Here is a 21,467-nt window from a genome sequence, read left to right as displayed (position 1 = left end):
CGAACTTCGGCTTTCTCAACAGCCTGTCATTTTGTTGACTTTGTCAACAATCTGAGGAGCAAATTTTATTTGCTCCTAGTGTTTAAAATGTCTCATTCCCGTAAATACCATTGCTATGCCAAATTTATTTGCAGCATCTATTGACTCTTGATCTCTCATAGAGCCTCCTGGCTGGATTATTGCTGTTATCCCTGCCTTAGCCGCTGCTTCAACGCAGTCGGCAAATGGGAAAAATGCATCGGATGCCATAACGCTTCCTTTAACCTCTACAAGGGCTTGCTTTATAGAATTTTCAACTGCCCATATTCTATTAACCTGTCCCGGTCCGATTCCTACAGTTTGTTTGTCCTTAGCCAGTGCAATACCATTGGATTTGATATGCTTACATACCTTCCAAGCAAACACCAAATCCTCCATTTCCTTTTCTGTAGGTATTCTTTCAGTTACAACCTGAGGCTCATCCTTATACATCTTAGAATCTATATTTTGAAGAAGAAGTCCGCCATTTACCTTCTTAATATCCATAGCATTTTCTCGTTGTTTTTTACCTATGTTTTCTAATTTTAATAGTCTAATGTTTTTCTTTGATTTTAGAATCTCAAGGGCGTCTTCATCGAAATCCGGCGCTATAACTATCTCTACAAATATTTTATTTATTTCCTCAGCAGCGCGATAATCTATACTTCTATTTGCAGCTACTATGCCTCCAAATATTGACTTAGGATCACATTCATAGGCCTTCATATAAGCATCATAAATGTCATATCCGCTACCAACTCCACAGGCATTTGCATGTTTTACAGCTACAACAGTAGGCTCCTCATATTCCTTTAGAAGCTCTAAAGCACCATTTGTATCGTTTATATTATTGAATGATAATTCCTTACCATGTAATTGATCGGCATTTACCAAGGTTCCCTCATTTTTTTCCACTTCTCTGTAGAAGGCTGCCTTTTGATGAGGATTTTCACCGTATCTTAAATCCCCTACTTTCTCGTAGGTAAGAGTAAGCAATTCTGGCAGCTCCTTACCTTCTAATTGACTTCTCAGATATCCCGAAATTAATGTATCATAATGTGATGTATGTTCAAACACCTTTAATGCCAGTTCATATTTAGTTTCATAGGATACTTCACTATTTTCACATAGTTCACTTATTACCTTGGTATAGTCTAATGGGTCAGTCACTACAGTAACATATTTGAAATTTTTAGCCGCAGATCTTAACATCGTTGGCCCACCAATGTCAATATTTTCTATAGCTTCATCAAATTCTACGTTCTCCTTAGCTATAGTTTGTTTAAATGGATATAAATTAATAACTAATAAATCTATAGGTTCAATGTTCAGTTCCTTTAGTTGAGACATATGGTCCTCACTATCTCTTACTGCAAGTATTCCTCCATGAATAACTGGATGAAGAGTCTTTACTCTACCATCTAAGCACTCTGGAAATCCCGTAATGTCTGATACCTTAGTCACTTCGATATCATTTTCCGTAAGCTTTCTCGCTGTTCCCCCTGTAGAAATAATTTCAACTCCTAGTTCCTTTAGCTTCTTAGCAAATTCTACAATTCCAGTTTTATCCGAAACACTAATTAGCGCTCTTTTTATCATTGAAATACCTCCTTTTTAATTATTACTTATCCTCTATTTTAACCCGTCTCCCATATACCTTCAATCTATCTTCACAGAAAAATTTCACCCCAAGGGGTAATAGCTCGTGCTCTATCTTTAATACCTTCTTTGCTAAGGTTTCAACCGTATCATCAAAATCCACTTCCACAACTTTTTGAAGTATAACTGGTCCTGTGTCCGCTCCCTCGTCCACAAAATGCACCGTTGCCCCAGTCAACTTCACTCCATAATCTATAACTGCTTTATGAACCCGCTGTCCATAGAAGCCTCTTCCGCAAAAGCTAGGAATAAGAGATGGATGGATATTTATAATTTTATTCCTATAGAGCTGAACTATTTTCTCGTTTAATATATTCATATATCCAGCAAGGATTATAAGGTTTATTTCTTTTTCATTTAATATCTGAATGATTTTATCATTTCTTTCGTCTATATCAGGAAAATTACTTTTTCCGATATAAACTCCATCTATATTATGTTTTTTAGCTCTCTCCAAGGCATAGGCATCCTTTTTACTGGATATAACAACCTCTATTTTTCCCTTAATACTTCCACTTTCAATATTATCTATTATTGTCTGAAGATTACTTCCCCTGCCCGATACTAAGACAGCAATCTTTTTTATTTGCATAGCTTCACCCCATGCTCGCCTTTAACAACTCTACCTATTTTATAGGCTTTTTCCCCTGTATCCTCTATAAGTTTCACTACTCCGTCTGCATCTTCTTTAGATACAACAAATACGTATCCTATACCCATATTAAAGGTCTTGAACATTTCATCTATATCTACATTTCCATATTTCTGTATCAATTCAAATATAGGTAAGACATACCAACTTTCACGGTCGATCTCTACTCCTAAGTTTTCCGGTATAACTCTAGGAATATTTTCATGGAATCCTCCACCTGTTATATGGCACATACCTTTAACTTCATATTCCTTAAGGACCTTCATAACAGTATCGACATATATTTTAGTAGGGCTTAAAAGCGCCGCCCCTAGTGTCTGACCTAATTCGGCAAAGTATTTATCTACACCGTATCCTAGCTTGTCAAAGAAAAGCTTTCTCACCAATGAATATCCGTTGGAATGAATGCCACTTGAAGCAACTCCTATAATTACATTGCCATCTTCAATCTTACTTCCGTCTATTATCTTGTTTTTGTCTACAATTCCTACGCTAAATCCAGCCATATCGTACTCACCGGCATCATAAAATCCAGGCATTTCAGCAGTTTCTCCACCGATTAGTGCACAACCTGCCTGCATACATCCCTCGGAAACGCCCTTCACTATGTCTGCAACTTTTTCAGCCTTTAATTTCCCTGTTGCAACATAGTCTAAAAAGAATAGTGGCTTAGCTCCTTGGCATAGTATATCATTAACACACATTGCAACTAGGTCAATTCCTACTGTATCATGCTTATCCATCATAAAGGCAAGCTTAAGCTTAGTTCCAACTCCATCGGTTCCTGAAACTAAAACCGGTGCTTCATATTCCTTAGCATCGAGCTGGAAAAGACCTCCGAAACCACCTAAATCACATAGAACATTTTTAGTAAATGTCTTTTTAACATAACCCTTCATTAAGTCTACGGCTTTAGCGCCTTCTTCTATGTTTACACCTGAATCACTATAGGTTAATTTTTCACTCATGGAATAGTCACCTCGAATAATTTATTTCTTCTCAAATAGATACTTATTTCCTGAACTTGGAACTTCCATAGGATAATTTCCACAGAAGCATGCTGTACAAAGCTTTTCATCCTTCATATCGATAGATTTAACAAGTCCTTCTACACTTAGATAGCCTAAACTATCAACTCCAATGACTTCTCTAATTTCTTCTATCGAATGAATAGCTCCTATAAGTTGTTTTCTAGTTGGTGTATCTATACCGAAGTAGCATGAGTGGGTAACCGGTGGTGAACTTACCCTTAGATGTACCTCTTTAGCTCCTGCTCTTCTAAGCATCTCTACTATTCTGCTGCTTGTAGTTCCTCTAACGATAGAATCATCAATTAAAACAAGTCTTTTACCCTCTACATTCTCTTTGAGTACGCTGAGCTTTAGCTTAACCATTAACTCCCTCATTTTTTGATCCGGTTGAATGAAGGTTCTACCTAAATACTTATTTTTCAAAAGTCCTTGTCTATATGGAATTCCTGATTCCTCAGCATAACCTATCGCTGCAACAGTGCCGGAATCCGGTACTGCCATTACTATATCTGCATCAACTGGATTCTCCCTAGCCAGTATCTTCCCTGCTTCTATTCTACTTTTATATACACTTTGTCCATCTAAAACACTATCTGGTCTCGCAAAATATACAAACTCAAAGGAACATAGTGCTTTTTCCTTTCCTTCGTCATACATTATCGATTCTATTCCCTCATCGTCTATGATAACTATCTCTCCTGGTTTTACATCCCTTACAAACTCGGCACCTACAACACTGAGTGCACAGCTTTCCGATGATAGAACATATCCGTCATCAAGCTTCCCAATACAAAGTGGTCTAAGTCCATGGGGATCTCTAACACCAATCAGTCTACCTTCGCAAATTATGTTAAGGGCAAAGGATCCCTTTATTTCTTGGGCTGAACGAACTATTGCTTCTTTAAAGCCAAGATTATAGTTTTTTGCTATTAGATTAGCTATCACTTCACTATCTATTGATGTCTGAAATATAGAACCATTATCCTCAAGTTCATCCCTAATCTTATCGGCATTAACAAGGTTGCCGTTGTGTGCAAGGGCTATTGATCCACCCTTGTATTGAACAACTAGTGGTTGTGCATTGGTTACATAGCTTTCTCCCGTAGTAGAATATCTAACATGTCCAATTGCTACATTTCCCTTTAGTCTGCTAAGCACAGTATCGTTAAATACCTCTCTAACTAGCCCCATTTCCTTATAATAATGGATTTTCCCATCATTATATGCAGCTATTCCAGCACTTTCCTGGCCCCTATGTTGTAGAGTAACTAGTCCAAAATATATCATTCTAGCTAGGTCCTTATTTTCCCTTGAATATATTCCAAATACTCCGCATTCTTCGTTAAGCTTGTCGAAATCAAAATTATTACAGTACATATTGTTTTATCCCTCCGTCTATTGATATGAAAAAGGACATAGGAGATAGAAAAAAGTTGTAGAGACGATTTTATCAGTCTTCTTCATGCTTTTTTCTTTCTCCTATCTCCAACTACTCTAGTCTTCCTAACACCTCTTCATAGGCCTGTTCTACATCTCCTAAATCTCTTCTAAATCTATCCTTATCTAACTTTTTATTAGTTTCCACATCCCATAATCTACAAGTATCTGGAGATATCTCATCTGCAAGTATTACTTGTCCATTATGGATACCGAACTCTATTTTGAAATCTATAAGCTTAATGTTTCTCTCTCTAAAGAATTCCACTAGAATCTCATTGATTTTAAAAGCATATTTCTTGATTTCGTCAAGCTGCTCATCGGTTGCAAGCTCTATAGCTTTAATATGATATTCATTAATCATCGGATCACCTAAATCATCGTTTTTATAGCAAAATTCTAGTACTGGACACTTCATTGTTGTCCCTTCTTCAAGTCCTAATCTTTTAGCTAGAGAACCAGCTGCAACGTTTCTCATGATAACTTCTAGTGGAAGTATTTTTACATCTTTCACCATCATTTCCCTGTCACTTAAAAGTTCTACGAAATGAGTAGGTACTCCCTTTTCTTCTAAAAGCTTAAAAAGTAAAGCAGACATCTTATTATTAACTACACCTTTACCAAGAATGGTTCCTTTTTTAACTCCATTAAATGCCGTTGCATCATCTTTATACTCTATTATATACCTTTTACTATCATCGGTTTTAAAAACCTTCTTAGCCTTACCTTCATATAACATTTCTTTTTTCATAATTTTATCCTCCTAGGTAAATATCAGAATATAAACTTTCCTGAACTACTTTGTCATTTTGCTTAAGTACTCCTTGTAGCCAATCTTTTCTAATTTATCTGCTTTAGATTCTACTTCTTTTTCCAAATTTTCTTTGTATTTTTTTACTTTATCTCTAGCTTCCGGGCTCTTTACTCCTAATATTTGCGCTGCTAGGATTCCAGCATTCTTAGCTCCGTTTATTGCTACAGTAGCAACCGGCACCCCACCGGGCATCTGGACAATTGATAGAAGAGAATCAATTCCATTTAGTGTTGATGTTTTTATCGGGACACCTATAACTGGTAGCTCTGTAATAGAAGCAATCATCCCAGGAAGATGGGCAGCCCCTCCTGCTCCAGCTATGATTACATCCAATCCCCTGTCTCTAGCAGTGTTTCCGTATTCAAACAGCTTTTTAGGAGTTCTATGAGCTGAAACTACAGTCAATTCATAGCCTATGTCAAAGTCGTCTAATATCTTGGCTGCTTCACTCATAACAGACAAGTCTGAATCACTACCCATAATAATTCCAATTAATGGTTTTTTATTCTTCATAGTCAACCTCCTTAGATATAGCCTTTAAGGTTTTCTTTACTCTATAAGCCTTTTCCATGGCTTTTTCGACGTCTTTATCAACAATGGTAACATGACCCATTTTTCTATATGGTCTTACTTCTTTCTTTCCATAAATATGAATGTTAACTCCTGGAATTTCTAAGGATTCATTGATTCCTACATAATCAGGTGTTCCATAATGACCTTTTTCTCCTAAAACATTCATTACTACTGTAGGAACTAGCAACTCTGTTGAACCAAGGGGTAAGCCCATTATGCATCTTATATGCTGCTCAAATTGAGATGTTACACACCCTTCAATTGAATAATGTCCTGAATTATGAACCCTTGGAGCAATTTCGTTAACTAAAATCCTGTTATCTTTTGTAAGAAACATCTCAATTCCAAAAACCCCTATACCATCCAGAGATTTTACACACTCTACGGCAATTTCTGATGCTTTCTTGCAAATACTTTCATCTACCCTTGCAGGGGCTATGATCATGTCACAGATATTTTCTTCCTCATCAAATGTCATCTCAACCAATGGATAACATTTGATCTCACCTTGTCTATTTCTTGCAACCATTACTGCTAGTTCTTTGTCAAAATCGATGTATTCTTCAAGAAATGACTCTGTTTTCAATCTATTTTCTATGTCTTCTTTGTTTTTTATAACATAAACACCTCTGCCGTCATATCCTCCTCTACATGCCTTCTGAACAACGGGAAAACCAAAATTTTCATCCACAGGCTCATCTTCATTAATCATTTTCCAGTTACTAGTGGGAATATTAAACTTATTAAGAAATTCTTTTTGCTTTGACTTATCCTTAATAATTTCTAAGACCCTTGAGGTTGGGAAAATATTGTCTCCATTCTCTTCAAGGCTTTTGAGAACCTCGGTATTTATATGTTCAATCTCAAAAGTTGTTATATCACATTTATTAACTAATTCTTTAATTTTCTCTTCATTATTGAGGTCAGCAATAATTTGCTCATCAGCCATTTGACTAGCTGGCGAATTAGGTGTAGGATCCAATATGGTAACATGAAGTCCCATCTTTTTAGCCTCTTGTACTATCATTTTACCTAACTGACCGCCACCAATAATTCCAATCTTTAAATCAATAAATTTTCTCAAATTTATCACTCCTCAATTAAATCTTAACAAAGAGAAATTTCTTCGTCAATGCCAAATGCGTATATTTTTTAATTATTTTTATTTTATAGTTCGTATTTTATCGAACTTTATCGTTATCAATTATATCTTTGTTCATACATTATCTTATCTATAGCCGTTTTCAGCTCATTTCTATTCAAAGTATCTTATACCTGCTTCAAATAGCTTTTGATCTTTATGACCAGGTATGTTCTTGCATATATCTCTACCCATTCTTTCTGAGTGTCCCATTTTTCCAAATATTCTTCCATCTGGACTCGTTATTCCTTCAACTGCGTTAAATGAACCATTAGGGTTAAATTCACCATCATAGCTTGGATTTCCATCATAATCTACATACTGGGTTGCCACTTGACCATTATCCACAAGTTTCTTCATTACATCTTCATTTGCTACGAATCTTCCTTCTCCATGGGACATTGCTATTCTATGAACATCTCCAACCTTTACATTATTAAACCAAGGAGAAAGATTTGATACAACCTTAGTCATTGGCATACATGATGCATGTCGACCAATCTTATTGTATGTTAGAGTAGGACAGCTTTCATCTATATCCCTTATTTCTCCGTATGGAAGTAAACCAAGTTTTATAAGGGCCTGGAAGCCATTACATATACCTAATACTAATCCATCTCTATTTCTAATAAGATTCATAACCGCTTCTTTAACAAGTGGGTTTCTAAATGCTGTTGCAATGAACTTACCAGAACCATCTGGTTCATCTCCGGCACTAAAACCTCCTGGAAGGGCTATAATTTGAGAATTTCCTATCTTCCTTGCCATTTCCGCAATGGACTCCTCAATGTCGGAAGGAGTAAGATTCTTAAGCACAAAGGTATCTACAATTCCCCCTGCCTTTTCAAAGGCCCTTGCTGTATCATACTCACAATTCGTTCCTGGGAATACAGGTATAAATACTCTTGGCTTTGCTATTTTTATAGAGGCTTTAATCTTATTCCCCTCTTTGTATAGTATCTTTTCAGGAGTTCCAGCTATATCTTCTTTAACTGGGAAGATTTCTTTAAGTGGCTGCATCCAAGCCTTTATAGCTTCTTCTAACGCTATACTTGTTTCTCCTATATCAATCGATTCTTTATTTTGAGTTCTTCCTAGAACACTATACTCTATGCCATCAAGTAAGTACTCTAAATCTTCTTTTTCATCTATTTCTAGAATCATTGTTCCATAATCCGCACCAAACAACTGCTCTGCCTTAATCTCTTCAGGGAAATTAACACCAATTTTATTCCCAAAGGACATTTTTGAAATAGCTGCAGCTAATCCACCTATCCTTACAGCCGACGCTGCTAGGATCTTGTCATTTTGAATAAGCTCATGTATCTTTGAATAGTTTTTATCAAGTTCATCGAAATCTGGTACATCCCTTGAGTCCTTTCTAAGAGGAACACAAACTATATGACTGTTTACCTTCTTAAATTCGGGAGATATAATTTTTCTAGCATCGGCTGTATCTACAGCAAAGGATACTAATGTAGGAGGAACTTTTAAGTCCTTAAAGGTTCCTGACATACTGTCTTTACCACCAATTGCAGGGATCTTAAGCTTCTTCTGTACATAGAAGGCTCCTAATAATGCACTAAATGGTTTTCCCCATCTTTCCTTATTATCTCCTAGCTTTTCAAAGTATTCTTGAAGGGTCAATCTGATATTTCTATAATCTCCTCCAAGGGCAGCAACCTTTGATATAGATTCTATTACCGCATACATAGCTCCATGGAATGGACTCCATTTGGCAAGCCTTGGATTATATCCATATGTCATAATTGTGCATGTATTAGTTTCTCTATTTCCTACAGGTACTTTAGCTACCATACCCTCAGTAGGAGTTAATGAATATTTACCTCCGAAGGGCATTAAAACACTTCCAGCACCAATAGTGCTATCAAATCTTTCCACTAATCCTTTTTGACCTGATACATTTAAATCCATAAGATTTTCTATCCATGCATCCTTAAGTTCTTTTTCTTTGTACATATCGGCCGTTTTATTAAAATAGTTATCTTCCTTTAATGGCTGAACTACCTTTGCATTAGTTTTCTGTTTAACTCCATTTGTATTTAAAAAGTCTCTACTTATATCAAATATATTTTCACCTCTCCACTTCATTGTAAGCCTACCGTTATCAGTTACCGTAGCCACTAGTGTGGATTCAAGGTTTTCCTCTGCAGAAAGCTCTTTGAATCTATTTAAATCTTTTTTGTCTATAACTACTGCCATACGTTCCTGGGATTCTGATATAGCAAGCTCAGTTCCATCTAGTCCTTCATATTTCTTTGGAACCTTGTCTAGGTCTATCTCTAAGCTATCGGCAAGCTCTCCAATAGCTACCGATACTCCTCCCGCTCCAAAGTCATTACATTTCTTGATTAATTTTGCAAGCTCTCCATTTCTAAAAAGCCTCTGAATCTTTCTTTCAGTTGGAGGATTACCCTTTTGCACCTCTGCACCACATGTAAAGATAGATTCTTCAGTATGCTCCTTAGAGGACCCTGTGGCACCACCACATCCATCTCTACCGGTTCTTCCTCCGACTAGTAATATTAAATCCCCTTCTACGGGCTTTTCTCTCTTTACATTTTCCTTTGGTGCAGCCGCAATAACTGCTCCGATTTCCATCCTTTTGGCTAAAAATCCTTCATCATAAACCTCAGCAACCTGTCCAGTAGCTAGTCCAATTTGATTTCCGTATGAGCTGTATCCATGGGCAGCCTCTGTAGTTATTTTTCTTTGTGGGAGTTTCCCCGGCAGTGTATCTTCTATCTTCGCTCTAGGATCTCCACTTCCTGTAACTCTCATTGCTTGATAAACATATGCTCTACCCGATAATGGATCCCTTATTGCTCCACCAAGACAAGTAGCTGCCCCACCGAAGGGCTCTATTTCAGTAGGATGGTTATGGGTCTCATTTTTAAACATTACAAGCCATTTTTCATTTTCTCCATCCACATCTACATCTACTTCAATACTGCATGCATTTACTTCATCAGAAATTTCAAGGTCTTCAAGTTCTCCTCTTTTTCTAAGCTCCTTCATTCCCATAACTGCTATGTCCATCAGACAAATATCTCTATCCTTATCACCATAAACATATTCTCTAGATTTTAAATACTCGTTGAAAGCCTCTTCAATAACATCTCCATATAGTCCCTTTTCGATCTCAGCTTCTTCTATTTCCGTCAAGAAGGTTGTATGTCTACAGTGATCCGACCAATATGTGTCAATTGCTTTAAGTTCAGTAATTGTTGGATTTCTCTTTTCCGTATCCCTAAAGTAGTCTCTACAACAAACTAAATCATCTATATTCATTGCAAATCCAAAATCTTCTCTAAAGCTTGCGATTTCATCTCTATCTCTGTCTATGAAACCATCTAAAATCTTAACATCTTTAGGAACTTCACTTTTCATCTCAAGACTCTCAGGCTTTTCAAGAAGTGCTTCCCTTGAATCCACTGGATTTATACAATATCTTTTAATTCTTTCAAAGTCTTCATCATCTATTTTCCCCTTTAAAATCATTAATTTCGCAACATTCACAAGGGGTTTCTCTTTTTGAGTAAGTATCTGAACACACTCTGCTGCCGAATCAGCTCTTTGATCATATTGTCCCGGTAAAAACTCTATTGCCAAAACTCTTTCATTTTCGCTTATTTCTATCTCTTCGTCATATACTTTGTCGACATTTGGCTCTGAAAAGATCGTTCTCTTTGATCTTTGAAACTCTTCATCTGAGATTCCAGCTACATCATATCGATTGATAACTCTTATACCTTCAAGACTGTTTATCCCTAAGTTTTCTCTAATATTTTTACATAGGTGCTGTGCCTCAACATCAAAACCCTTCTTCTTTTCTACCAAAAGTCGTCTGACAACATTTTTCATATATATAGACCTCCTAATAAGGTATTTAATTCAATGCTAGTTCTCCCTTTACAATTAAATTCTAACATAGTAAAATATATAATTAAAATTAATAATACTAATGCTTAATATAAGGAGTGCTAATGCATGGATATTAACTTTGAACTATATAAAGTCTTCTATTTTGCTGCAAAGCATCTCAACTTTTCCAAAGCAGCAGAAAATCTATATGTTTCTCAATCTGCGGTGAGTCAATCGATAAAACTACTAGAAAAAAACCTAAATACTAAGCTCTTTTTTCGACATGCAAAAAATATGAAGCTTACATCTGAAGGGGAAACCCTCTATAAGCATATTGAGCAGGCCTTTAACTTTATAAAATCTGGAGAACGAGCTTTGTTTGAAATAGATAATCTAATGCAGGGAGAGATACATATTGGTGCTAGCGATACAATCTGTAAATATTTTCTCCTACCTTACTTTAAAAAATTCCACGAAGAGTATCCTAATATAAAAATTCACATAACCAATAGACCTTCACCCATATGTATAGATTTACTAAAGAGTGGTAATATCGATATTGCAGTAGTTAACCTGAGTGATAAATCAGGCTATAACAATTTAAATATAAAATCCGTCAAAAATATACAGGATGTCTTTATCGCGGGAGCAAAGTTTAGAAATTTGCAAAATAGAGTCGTTAAACTTAAAGAACTTGAAAATTATCCAATATTAAGTCTAGAAAAAAATTCGACAACTCGTACCTATTTTGACGAACTGATTAAAAATAATGACATAAGTATTTCGCCAGAATTCGAGTTAGATAGTATAGATTTGCTTGTGGAAATGACGAAAATCGGTCTTGGAGTTTCCTTTGTAATAGAAGATGCTATAAAGGATGATTTAAGTAATGGAACTATTTTCAAACTTAATATAAAGGAAAAAATAAAGAGCAGAAGTATAGGTGTCGTTACTAACAATCGACTGCCCCTTGCTCCTGCCGGTAAGAAATTTGTACAGATGTTTGAAAAGGGGCTGTCACATAAAGAAATCTGATTAAATCAGCCCCGGGGTGTTTCAGAATGAATGAAGTTCAAGGTTTTGAAATTTCACCGGTTTGGCTAGTACTGATGTACGTGCCAAGTCGGTGAAATTTCAAATAACGCAGAAATTCATCATTCTGATACACCCCTAATTCTTCTTAGTTTCGCTAGCATACTTCTATCTTCTTCTAAAATTTGATTTACCAATCTTCTGCTTTCATTATCTATATTTCCCTCTGATATATCTTCTGCCATGTTTATACCCTTATCTTCACCCTCTATGGCCTTACTTAAAGTATAAGAATCATCTTTTCCTGTTAAATCTAAGTTAATCATAAAATCCGCCATAGCGCCCTTTAATCCCAATTTTTCATTTGGTTTGTAACCTAAATCCTGAATATGATTTGATAGAATTGACATGTTTTCTCTATGTTGATTTTGAACTTCCTGAAATGTATTCTTCATATTTTCGTCTTGAGCCTTATTAATGAAAATATTAAAGGCATCGACTGCCATATTCTCTCCTTGAAGTAAATTATTAAGAACATCTACTGTCTTATCTTTTTTACTCATCTTTAAAAACTCCTTTCTTCAAATATAGGATTTTTTGATTTCCATTTATTTTTTCCTTATATCTTTCAAATTATTTAAGTTCTATATCTGCTCTTGCGGAGCTATACTTCCTCAAGTAGGATCTGAGAATCCTTTTGACTCATGCTATCAACCTGTTTTTCTTTATAAATTTAAAGGAAGAAACAGATTGATAAAAATCGCTCAAAAGGAAACCTCAGAGCCTACTTTCGTGTCATAGGGTTTATAATGATACATTTATAGCATAAAAAAATAGAAGCCAAGAAATATGGCTTCTGAGTAGTATATACAAATGCCCATGAGAATCTCTAGTTCTATGAATAAATCTGTTTTTAAGGGAGGAAACAGAACCATCGAACAAGAGAAAAAATCTCATGGGTTGTATTTACGTTATTAAATTGATATTGCTAATGTATAAAGAATTTCGCTACAAATGCCAGTGCTAAAACGTACATAAGTGGTGAAACATCCTTAAATTTACCAGTTACACTCTTAAGTACAACATAGCTTATCATTCCGAATACAATACCTTCTGCGATACTGTATGAAAGAGGCATCATAACTATTGTCAAAAAGGCTGGTATAGCCTCTGTAAAATCGGCAAAATCTATACTTTGTATCGGCGACATCATGAAAAGACCAACTAATATAAGAGCTGGTGCCGTTGCAGCCGATGGTATCATTATAAATAATGGCGATAGGAATAATGATATAGCAAACATCCCTGCTGTAGATAAAGCTGTAAGTCCTGTTCTACCGCCTTCAGCTACTCCAGAAGCACTTTCTACATAGGTAGTTACAGTACTAGTTCCAAGCATAGCACCAACAGTTGTTCCAACTGCATCGGCGAATAAAGCTTGTTTTACTCTAGGTACCCTTCCATTCTCATCTAGCATGTCTGCCTTTGTCGCAACACCTATTAATGTTCCAACGGTGTCAAACATATCTACGAATAGGAATGAGAATAATACGATTACCATCTTCATAGAGAAAACTTCAGAAAAATCAAACTTAAAAAATATTGGTGATAGTGATGGAGGCGCACTTACAAATTTCAACCCTTCAGGTAATTGTGTAATTCCCATAGGAATACCAATAATTGTGGTAGCTAGTATTCCGAATAATAATGCTCCTTTTACTTTCTTAGCTAACAAAAAGCCTGTAAGTAATAGTCCTATAATCGCAAGTAGAGCTGTACCTCCAGTAACCTTTCCTAATGTTAATGGAATCCCCTGTCCTAACACTACAATCCCAGCGTTATAAAGTCCAATAAATGCAATGAACAATCCTATACCAACGGAAACCGCTTTTTTAAGATTTAATGGTATAGCATTAATTATAGCTTCTCTAACATTCAAGAACGTAAGAATAATAAATATAATTCCTTCTAAAAATACTGCAGTCAAAGCAAATTCCCAAGAAGCTCCCATACTTAATACTACTGTATAGGCAAAGAAAGCGTTAAGCCCCATCCCCGGTGCCAGTGCAAATGGTAAATTTGCTACTAATGCCATAACCAAGGTTGCAACTACTGCTGATAATGCAGTTGCTGTAAATACTGCACCAAAATCCATTCCCGCCTCAGCTAAGGTAAGTGGATTGACTATTAAAATATAAGCCATAGTCATAAAAGTGGTAATACCTGCAATAATTTCAGTTTTTACATTTGTGTTGTTTTTAGATAGCTTAAAAAATCCTTCTGTCATGTTTATCCTCCTCGTCTTTTTACATCGATATCTCCCTTAACTTAATATAGAAGGTAAATATTTATGTACTTCTATATTTAATATTGCTTAAAAAAAGTTTTTTCAAACCTAATTTTTGCATAAGCAACTTTAAAGGAAATATTATGAAATTAATTAGAGATAAAAATAACGCACAATTTATCACTATGTAGTGAAAATTCTGCGTCTATATCAATCTCGCCTCTAGGTGCCTAAAAACACCTAGATAAATTTCACTCATAGTCAGACAATTTACGGTTGTCTGGTAGAGACTCCTCGACCATATCTCGAGAATTATATGAGGGGATATTTATTTGTTTTTTCGACATCTAAATCATAACAAAGTAGCTTTTAGTAGTCAATAGTTTTTCCGAATTTTTAACATAATATTTGAATCATATTACCATATATTCCCGAATATTAATTATCCCTATGAAAATTTCATTCGAATTAGTCTATTTATTGCTCAATATACAATTTTTTGGTTAATATACAAAATATTTTTAATTTACCAAAATTTCTTGACTTTAATATTCTTAAAGTATAAACTATAGGATAAATTAATAAATATTTTATATATTCAAAAAATTTTATATGTAAGGGGAGGATTTTTTATGCTAAAAAACTCATTTAGGAGAAAAGCACTAGTATTTCTTGTATTATTTACTATGCTTTTTTCTAGCTTAGGGGTATATGCCGAAGGCAGCACTGTCCCTACAAGAGATAAGATTGAGGAAAAGTACAAATGGAAACTAGATGATATTTACAAGACCGATGAAGCCTGGGAAGAAGATTTTAAAAAGATAGAAGAAATGATACCTACTATAGCAGAACATAAGGGAAAACTTAAAGATTCTGCATCTAACCTTCTTGAATGTCTAAAGCTTGTAGATAAAATACAGCGTTTACATGATAAACTATTTGTGTATGCCGGTCTGAACAATGATTCAGATACTTCTATAGAAAAATATACACAAATGGTGGATAGAGCAGAAACTCTTGGCACAGAAATACAAAATGCAACATCATTTATTGAGCCTGAGTTATCATCACTTCCTGAAGGTGAACTTAACAAATACATTGAAAATAGCGATTTAGAAGACTACAATTTATTCCTTATGGCTATAAGGGATCAGAAGGAACATGCTCTTTCTGAAGAGGGAGAACGCTTGATGGCTCTTGCTGGAAATCTTGCTGGTACTCCTGAAAGTATTTATAAGGCCTATAAATATAGGGATAGAAAAATTGGTAAGATTACAGATTCAGAAGGTAATGAAATAACCTTATCTCCTGCAACATATAGTGTAATGCTTGGTAATCCAGATCGTGATATGAGAAGAAAGGCCTTCGAAGGAGAATTTAGCAGTTATAGCGCCAATATAGAAACATTAGCTGCCACTCTCTATGGAGAAGTTAAGACAAATATATTTAATGCTAAAGCGAGAAAGTATAATTCAGCTCTTGAAGCTGCTTTACTCTCTAGTGATATTGATCCTAAGGTGTATGATAGCTTCATAAAAGCTGCAAATGATAATTTAGAACCACTACATAGATATGTATCCTTAAGAAAGAAACTTTTAGGTATAGAAGACAAGGTTCATTATTATGATATGTATGTACCGATGCTTGAATCAGTAGATTCAGAGATTCCTTATGAAGATGCTAAAAAAATGGTTTTAGAAGCTCTAAGTCCTTTAGGAGAAAAATACATTGACGATTTAAAGGTAGCATTTGATAATCGTTGGATAGATGTATTTGAAACTCAAAATAAATATGCAGGTGGATATTGTTGGGGAACATATGATACACATCCTTATATATTGTTAAATTATAATGGTACATTATCAGAGGTTTCTACATTAGCTCATGAGTTAGGTCATGCAATAAACAGTTACTATTCAAATAAAAAGCAACCATATAGAAAAGCAGATTACGAAACATTCACAGCCGAGGTAGCATCTACTACTAATGAGGCTATAATGTATGATTATCTTATTAAAAATGCAAAAACTAAAGAAGAGAAGATATATCTAATTGGTTCATACCTTGAGCAGATAAGAGGATCAATCTATACACAGCTAATGTATGCAGAGTTTGAAAAAACTATACATGAAGCAGCTGAATCTGGAAAAACCTTAACTGCCTCCTACTTAAACGAAACTTGGGGTAATTTAATGCAAAAGTACTATGGTGAAGACTTTGAAGTTGATGAGCTAGTTAAGGTATGGTGGGCAAGAATACCTCACTTCTACTGGAACTTCTATGTATACACCTATGCTTCAGGGTTATCAGCTGGTATAACATTATCTGATAAGGTTGTAAATGATGGCGTAGAAGCTAGAGATGCATATCTGAATTTCCTTGCAGCTGGTGGTTCTGATAAGCCAGTTAACCTTTTAAAGGCAGCAGGAGCAGACATGTCAACTCCTGAGCCTGTTGAAAAGGCATTAAAGAAATTTGATGAACTTATTACTGAGCTTGAAAAATTAATAGAAGAATAATTTCAAACTAATTAAGACGACTCATTTTAATTGAGTCGTCTTTTGTTTTGTCTAAGACTTAATAGCATCTTATAAATTTTCACTTCTAACTAGAAGCTGTCTCATAAAACTATCTTATGAGTTCAGCCCTAGGGTGTTTCAGAATGAGTGAAGTTCAAGGTTTTAAAATTCAGGCGGTTTGGCTAGTACTAACGTACGTGCCAAGTCGACTGAATTTTAAATAACGCAGAAATTCGCCATTCTGAGACACCCCTTTACATTTTTTTTCTGTTCTCTATAATATTCTTTGTCATCTGTCCACCTAAATATCCTCCAGCAATTCGCGTTGCTAAGTCCCCTTTACCTGTCACCTTTTCCCCTATCTCATTATTATTTAAACCAATTTCTTTTCCAAGTTTGTTTTGACCAGTCCGTTCTAAAAGGTCTTTAAAGTCTGGCGCCTTTATATTCTCTTCCATAGATAATCACCACTTTGCAATATTTTATTTATTTTTATTTATCAATTCTTGTTCAGCCATTTCAATTAGCCTTCTTGTCATTGTTCCACCAAGATTTCCTCCATAGTTTCCATTGGATCTAGATGTGAGGTTTCCTTTATCCTCTAAATTATTACTCTTCATTCCCAGCTCATTGGCTATTTCTAACTTCATTCTTTTTAATGCTTCCCTTGCATTAGGATCAACTGGTATCTTTGCCAAGATAATTCACCTCTTTTTTTACTATATAAACCCAAATATATTTGATTTATATAAATTGATAGTTTTACTTGAATATATATATTCTTATTTTTTGATACAAGTAATTTTTAATTCAAGGTAAATTAAGGGTTTAGATTATTGTTATAGTTAGGCATCTCTTGAATAAAATAAATTAAATAGTAAATAATTTGATTTAACCTGGATTATTCCTCAAAAGTTTGAAAGGGTGCAATTCATTCTGAATTTTCATAAATAATCTTGAGTTAATACTAAAGTTATTTTTTAAGGAGCCTTTGATGATAACAAAATCTACAGATTCAAAACTTAAGATTTCAACAAATTTAATACTGTTTCTTATTTATCTTCTTGCTATTGGCGATTATGTTTTTACATTCTGGGGAGTCAATGTTTTAAATGTGATCTCTGAAGCCAATCCCCTTATGGTAAAATTTATGGATTTACCACTTGTAAAGGGTTTACTTTTTAGAACAATTCAACTCTTCTTCTTTTTATTTCTATTGAAATGTGTCGAAAGTAAATTTGAAAGTCCAAAAAGGTTTCGAACTATTCTTTTAATTTTATTAGGAATTCAGATTATACCCTATGTTTTACATATAATCTGGATATCATACTATTTAAGTATTATAGGTTTATAGCCTTTTATATGTTATAAAAAGTAACAAGACTAAGCTAAAATAGCTAGAAATTGTCGGAATGAAAGATATAAAAGCCAGAGCACTGCCAAGCTTCCTATTATATTAGTAATAAAACCACTTTTATATTCCCCCATAACTTCATAATCATTAGCAAGTATCATCATAAATAATGCAATTAGCGGTACTCCAAATATTGTGGTTGCTTGGGTTATAACAAGTAGTTGTATTGGATTTTCTCCAAGTAGCATCGTCGCTGCTGTTCCTAGTATCATTATTATTGATGCAAATATCTTTGCCCATAAGCTATCTAAAGAACTTCCGAGGCTAAGTCCATCGGCTAAAAAGGTTCCTCCTATCATAGCATTAACAATAAAAGAAGAAAAAGACCCCGCCCATAATCCAAATAAAAACATCCACTTTGCAAAGGACCCAAGTAAGGGTTCTAGCTGCATAGCCATTTCGACTGCACTATTTACAGTGATTCCTACTGGTTTCAAGACTGCAGCTGAGGTTATTATAATAACCATACAAATAATACTTAAGATAATAATCCCTATTGCAGAGTCCTTTAACCCCTTTGATATATCCTTTTTCGTCCATCCCTTTGACCTTACAAGATACGTTTGAAAGGAAGCAGCTGCTACACTGAATGTAGTAGCTGAAACTGCTATTACTAATCCAAAGGATTGGGGTTTACTAGGTATTAATCCCTTTAATATCTCTCCCATGCTGGGCCTGATTATAAGTAGATTTCCGAAAAATGATATGACCATTATAAGTACCAATGCCGTCATGAGCTTTTCTAGTAGGCTGTAAAAACTATTGGAAGACCATAAAAACACAAGAGAAATCACTGTGAACAGTAATGCCCAAAGCCAAGTAGTACCGCCAAATATGGTCTCAAGTGCTAGCCCTACCCCAATATTATTACCGATCTGAAACCCAGTCGTAATGAAAAATACACTTCCCCCTATGACTAGCGAAACTACAAATCCATATTTCCTAGATATAGTGGATAAAAAGGATTCCCTTGACATAATCCCTATCATCGTACCGATTCTAGTAAATATTATCATCATAATACTTGAAATAACAATGGTCCAAAGAATAGAATATCCCATAGTTGCTCCTAATTTAGTACATACCGTAATACTCCCCGGCCCAACAACTACCGCCGCCGTTATTAAGCCTGGGCCTATTTTACTTTTTCTAGGCATAAAGATCTCCCTTCAGTTTCTATACTTTGTCTTAAACCGTATTATTCATAAAAAGTCTGAAATGGTACAAGTAGCTTTGAATTTTTCATAAATAATACAAGTTTAATTAAATATATTAATTACTACGCATTTATATTAATCATTAAAACAATAAAAAGACCCTATGTAATAACATAAAGTCTTCTTCATCTCAAAAAAATAAATATTTAAATACACTAACCATATAGTCTTCTTCCGGTACATCTCCTACAAGCTCAAGTCCTGCACTAGCATAAAATTCTCTCAACTTATTATTTCCAGCCCAACAGTCTAAGTATAGGTATTTGCTCTTTTCTCTTGATAATTCCATAGCATAGTTTACCATTTTGATGCCCAAATTTCGTCTAAAATATTCTGGCAAAACTGCCACTCGATATAGATAATTGTTTTCTGCTTCGATCAATGGGACATTGACATAATTAGTATCTTTTATGGAAAATGTTCCTACTATGAAGCTATTTACTATTAATATGTAGATAAATCCCTTTGATATCTCTTCAGCTATTTCCTCTGAATCCCATGGATATGACCATTGTTTAATACCTTTACGCTCTAGATGTAATGCTACTTTATTCAGTAACTCAACAACTTCATCTTTGTCATCAATATTTGCTAATCTAATTTCCCCCTTCACCCATAGCACCTCCTACTGATTATACCCTTCTTTCTCAATCTCTACTATCCATGTAAAGTTCACAATATGCTCACAATGGATTTTACAACCTAATGAACTGACGTATTCCTTCAGTTGTTCTACATTCGTATAATATCTATTGTCTATAACCTTCCATAGGTCTTCTTTTCCCTGATCACAAAGTTTACTTTTACATTTTTCTCTTTCATTATCATTAGAAAACATAAAATCTACCATAATAATTCTGCCGTTATCCTTTAAATACTCCAACATATTACTCATTGCTCTCTTCTTTTCACTCTCATCTAAAGCATGGAAGGCATAGGTAGTAACAACAATATCGAATCTTTCCCTAGAGAATGGCGAATCTAGAAAATTCCCTAGTTTTAATTTCATCGACTTGTACTTCCTTTTAGCCTGTAGAAGCATTTCAATACTTTGATCGATCCCAATTGTATCTAGTTTACTGCTTAGTTCACCACATAAATTTCCTGTTCCACATCCTATATCAAGCAGCGACTTAGCTCCATGCTCCATAATCCGTCTTCTAACGTCATCAAATATTTCATCATACTTCTCAAATAGTCCTAACTCATCCCTGGATCTATCCCTTACTAGCTCATCAAATTTTACGGCCTTATTGTTAAATCCCCATCTGTCTATCCAGTGGCTCCGATTAATCTTGTTTTCCTTTTGAATAACGGCAATATTATTTAGAAAATGATCATAATCCAATTTATCATCGGACTCCAACATTTTGTCTATACTGTCCCTTAGAGTATTTTTTATATTGTCTAGTTCGTTTATCTTTCCCTCTATAGCCTTTAATTGTAAATAAAGACTTCGGGCAAAATGATTATCTGCATAGACATTCTTATCCATTAAACTTTTTATCTCCTTTAACGTAAAACCAAGCTCCTTCAGGAGTAGAACCTCCCTTAGCTTTAACAAATCGTCATTACTATATTCTCTATAATTGTTGCGATCTCTTTTAGGAACTACGATATTGTAATCTTCATATATTCTTAATGCCTTTGGTGTAGTATTCAGTTTTTTACATACATCATTAGTTTTCATATATAACCCCCCCTATTAATAATAAACCCTGCCCCTTGGGCTAAGTCAACATATTTTAAATTAGCTTCTAAATTAACCTTACATTTAGAATAAAGTAT

At 34.8% G+C, this 21,467-nt stretch carries 18 protein-coding genes and 1 riboswitch; of the genes, 3 read left to right on the top strand and 15 right to left on the bottom strand.

The annotated features are described in order from the left end of the window. Window positions 1-75 precede the first annotated feature (75 nt). The 8 genes from purH to R9X47_RS20025 all read right to left on the bottom strand — a co-directional run bounded on the left by purH (window position 76) and on the right by R9X47_RS20025 (window position 11,210). Window positions 76-1,617: a bifunctional phosphoribosylaminoimidazolecarboxamide formyltransferase/IMP cyclohydrolase gene (gene purH / locus R9X47_RS20060; protein WP_432662857.1), complete on the bottom strand. Its 1,542-nt coding sequence runs from the start codon at window positions 1,615-1,617 to the stop codon at window positions 76-78. 22 nt (window positions 1,618-1,639) lie between these two features. Next, the gene (gene purN, locus R9X47_RS20055) at window positions 1,640-2,263 is read right to left on the bottom strand and encodes a phosphoribosylglycinamide formyltransferase (protein ID WP_432667672.1); all 624 of its coding nucleotides are present in this window, start codon (window positions 2,261-2,263) and stop codon (window positions 1,640-1,642) included. Beyond that, entirely contained in the window at window positions 2,260-3,297 is a 1,038-nt protein-coding gene (gene purM / locus R9X47_RS20050) for a phosphoribosylformylglycinamidine cyclo-ligase (protein ID WP_432662856.1), read from the bottom strand. Before purM ends, purN begins: the two co-directional genes overlap by 4 nt. A gap of 21 nt (window positions 3,298-3,318) precedes the next feature. Beyond that, window positions 3,319-4,737 (bottom strand): amidophosphoribosyltransferase, encoded by a 1,419-nt coding sequence (purF, locus tag R9X47_RS20045; protein ID WP_432662855.1) that lies wholly within the window; start codon window positions 4,735-4,737, stop codon window positions 3,319-3,321. A gap of 112 nt (window positions 4,738-4,849) precedes the next feature. Beyond that, window positions 4,850-5,551, bottom strand: coding sequence for a phosphoribosylaminoimidazolesuccinocarboxamide synthase (gene purC / locus R9X47_RS20040; RefSeq protein ID WP_432667671.1), 702 nt, complete (start codon window positions 5,549-5,551; stop codon window positions 4,850-4,852). A gap of 42 nt (window positions 5,552-5,593) precedes the next feature. Beyond that, window positions 5,594-6,124, bottom strand: a complete 531-nt coding sequence (gene purE / locus R9X47_RS20035) for a 5-(carboxyamino)imidazole ribonucleotide mutase (protein WP_432662854.1) — start codon at window positions 6,122-6,124, stop codon at window positions 5,594-5,596. Next, window positions 6,114-7,268 (bottom strand): 5-(carboxyamino)imidazole ribonucleotide synthase, encoded by a 1,155-nt coding sequence (locus R9X47_RS20030; RefSeq protein ID WP_432662853.1) that lies wholly within the window; start codon window positions 7,266-7,268, stop codon window positions 6,114-6,116. The genes purE and R9X47_RS20030 overlap by 11 nt, the downstream gene beginning before the upstream one ends. 171 nt (window positions 7,269-7,439) lie before the next feature. Next, window positions 7,440-11,210, bottom strand: a complete 3,771-nt coding sequence (locus tag R9X47_RS20025) for a phosphoribosylformylglycinamidine synthase (protein WP_432662852.1) — start codon at window positions 11,208-11,210, stop codon at window positions 7,440-7,442. 126 nt (window positions 11,211-11,336) lie between these two features. On the opposite strand from R9X47_RS20025, the gene R9X47_RS20020 reads away from it, so the two are divergent. Further along, window positions 11,337-12,245: a LysR family transcriptional regulator gene (locus tag R9X47_RS20020; protein ID WP_432662851.1), complete on the top strand. Its 909-nt coding sequence runs from the start codon at window positions 11,337-11,339 to the stop codon at window positions 12,243-12,245. A gap of 119 nt (window positions 12,246-12,364) precedes the next feature. Here the strand turns inward: R9X47_RS20020 and R9X47_RS20015 are convergent, their stop codons facing one another. After that, a complete protein-coding gene (locus tag R9X47_RS20015) occupies window positions 12,365-12,805 on the bottom strand; it encodes a DUF2383 domain-containing protein (RefSeq protein WP_432662850.1) in 441 nt (146 codons plus the stop codon). 425 nt (window positions 12,806-13,230) lie between these two features. Next, window positions 13,231-14,529, bottom strand: coding sequence for an NCS2 family permease (locus tag R9X47_RS20010; RefSeq protein WP_432662849.1), 1,299 nt, complete (start codon window positions 14,527-14,529; stop codon window positions 13,231-13,233). 238 nt (window positions 14,530-14,767) lie between these two features. Then, a riboswitch (purine riboswitch) is annotated at window positions 14,768-14,869 on the bottom strand. A gap of 292 nt (window positions 14,870-15,161) precedes the next feature. Between R9X47_RS20010 and pepF the strand changes: the two genes are divergently transcribed. Then, a complete protein-coding gene (pepF, locus tag R9X47_RS20005) occupies window positions 15,162-17,048 on the top strand; it encodes an oligoendopeptidase F (protein ID WP_432662848.1) in 1,887 nt (628 codons plus the stop codon). Between the two features lie 254 nt (window positions 17,049-17,302). Here pepF and R9X47_RS20000 read toward each other — a convergent pair whose 3' ends face one another. Together R9X47_RS20000 and R9X47_RS19995 are read right to left on the bottom strand one after the other, a co-directional pair. Continuing rightward, window positions 17,303-17,506, bottom strand: coding sequence for a hypothetical protein (locus R9X47_RS20000; protein WP_432662847.1), 204 nt, complete (start codon window positions 17,504-17,506; stop codon window positions 17,303-17,305). Window positions 17,507-17,530: 24 nt separating this feature from the next. After that, entirely contained in the window at window positions 17,531-17,746 is a 216-nt protein-coding gene (locus R9X47_RS19995) for an alpha/beta-type small acid-soluble spore protein (protein WP_432662846.1), read from the bottom strand. Between the two features lie 296 nt (window positions 17,747-18,042). Between R9X47_RS19995 and R9X47_RS19990 the strand changes: the two genes are divergently transcribed. Beyond that, window positions 18,043-18,402 carry a DUF5658 family protein gene (locus tag R9X47_RS19990; RefSeq protein ID WP_432662845.1) on the top strand — a complete coding sequence of 120 codons (360 nt, stop codon included), beginning with the start codon at window positions 18,043-18,045 and terminating at the stop codon, window positions 18,400-18,402. 29 nt (window positions 18,403-18,431) lie between these two features. On the opposite strand, the gene R9X47_RS19985 is transcribed toward R9X47_RS19990, so the two are convergent. The 3 genes from R9X47_RS19985 to R9X47_RS19975 all read right to left on the bottom strand — a co-directional run bounded on the left by R9X47_RS19985 (window position 18,432) and on the right by R9X47_RS19975 (window position 21,369). Further along, entirely contained in the window at window positions 18,432-19,619 is a 1,188-nt protein-coding gene (locus tag R9X47_RS19985) for an NRAMP family divalent metal transporter (RefSeq protein WP_432662844.1), read from the bottom strand. 190 nt (window positions 19,620-19,809) lie between these two features. Continuing rightward, complete coding sequence (locus tag R9X47_RS19980) at window positions 19,810-20,292, bottom strand: GNAT family N-acetyltransferase (protein WP_432662843.1); 483 nt, start codon at window positions 20,290-20,292, stop codon at window positions 19,810-19,812. Between the two features lie 12 nt (window positions 20,293-20,304). After that, a complete protein-coding gene (locus R9X47_RS19975; protein WP_432662842.1) occupies window positions 20,305-21,369 on the bottom strand; it encodes a MerR family transcriptional regulator in 1,065 nt (354 codons plus the stop codon). Window positions 21,370-21,467 lie beyond the last annotated feature (98 nt).

This window comes from Wukongibacter baidiensis (genome assembly GCF_050888315.1).
GTDB lineage: Bacteria > Bacillota > Clostridia > Peptostreptococcales > Caminicellaceae > Wukongibacter > Wukongibacter baidiensis.
The sequence above is the reverse complement of the archived record's forward strand: the minus strand, read 5'-3'. Positions and strand labels throughout refer to the sequence as shown.

Bases quoted from the DNA above. Each gene is read 5' to 3' on its own strand.
- purH (WP_432662857.1), bottom strand. From the start codon at position 1,617: ATGATAAAAAGAGCGCTAATTAGTGTTTCGGATAAAACTGGAATTGTA.
- purM (WP_432662856.1), bottom strand. From the start codon at position 3,297: ATGAGTGAAAAATTAACCTATAGTGATTCAGGTGTAAACATAGAAGAA.
- purF (WP_432662855.1), bottom strand. From the start codon at position 4,737: ATGTACTGTAATAATTTTGATTTCGACAAGCTTAACGAAGAATGCGGA.
- purE (WP_432662854.1), bottom strand. From the start codon at position 6,124: ATGAAGAATAAAAAACCATTAATTGGAATTATTATGGGTAGTGATTCA.
- R9X47_RS20025 (WP_432662852.1), bottom strand. From the start codon at position 11,210: ATGAAAAATGTTGTCAGACGACTTTTGGTAGAAAAGAAGAAGGGTTTT.
- R9X47_RS20020 (WP_432662851.1), top strand. From the start codon at position 11,337: ATGGATATTAACTTTGAACTATATAAAGTCTTCTATTTTGCTGCAAAG.
- R9X47_RS20015 (WP_432662850.1), bottom strand. From the start codon at position 12,805: ATGAGTAAAAAAGATAAGACAGTAGATGTTCTTAATAATTTACTTCAA.
- R9X47_RS20010 (WP_432662849.1), bottom strand. From the start codon at position 14,529: ATGACAGAAGGATTTTTTAAGCTATCTAAAAACAACACAAATGTAAAA.
- pepF (WP_432662848.1), top strand. From the start codon at position 15,162: ATGCTAAAAAACTCATTTAGGAGAAAAGCACTAGTATTTCTTGTATTA.
- R9X47_RS20000 (WP_432662847.1), bottom strand. From the start codon at position 17,506: ATGGAAGAGAATATAAAGGCGCCAGACTTTAAAGACCTTTTAGAACGG.
- R9X47_RS19990 (WP_432662845.1), top strand. From the start codon at position 18,043: ATGATAACAAAATCTACAGATTCAAAACTTAAGATTTCAACAAATTTA.
- R9X47_RS19985 (WP_432662844.1), bottom strand. From the start codon at position 19,619: ATGCCTAGAAAAAGTAAAATAGGCCCAGGCTTAATAACGGCGGCGGTA.
- R9X47_RS19975 (WP_432662842.1), bottom strand. From the start codon at position 21,369: ATGAAAACTAATGATGTATGTAAAAAACTGAATACTACACCAAAGGCA.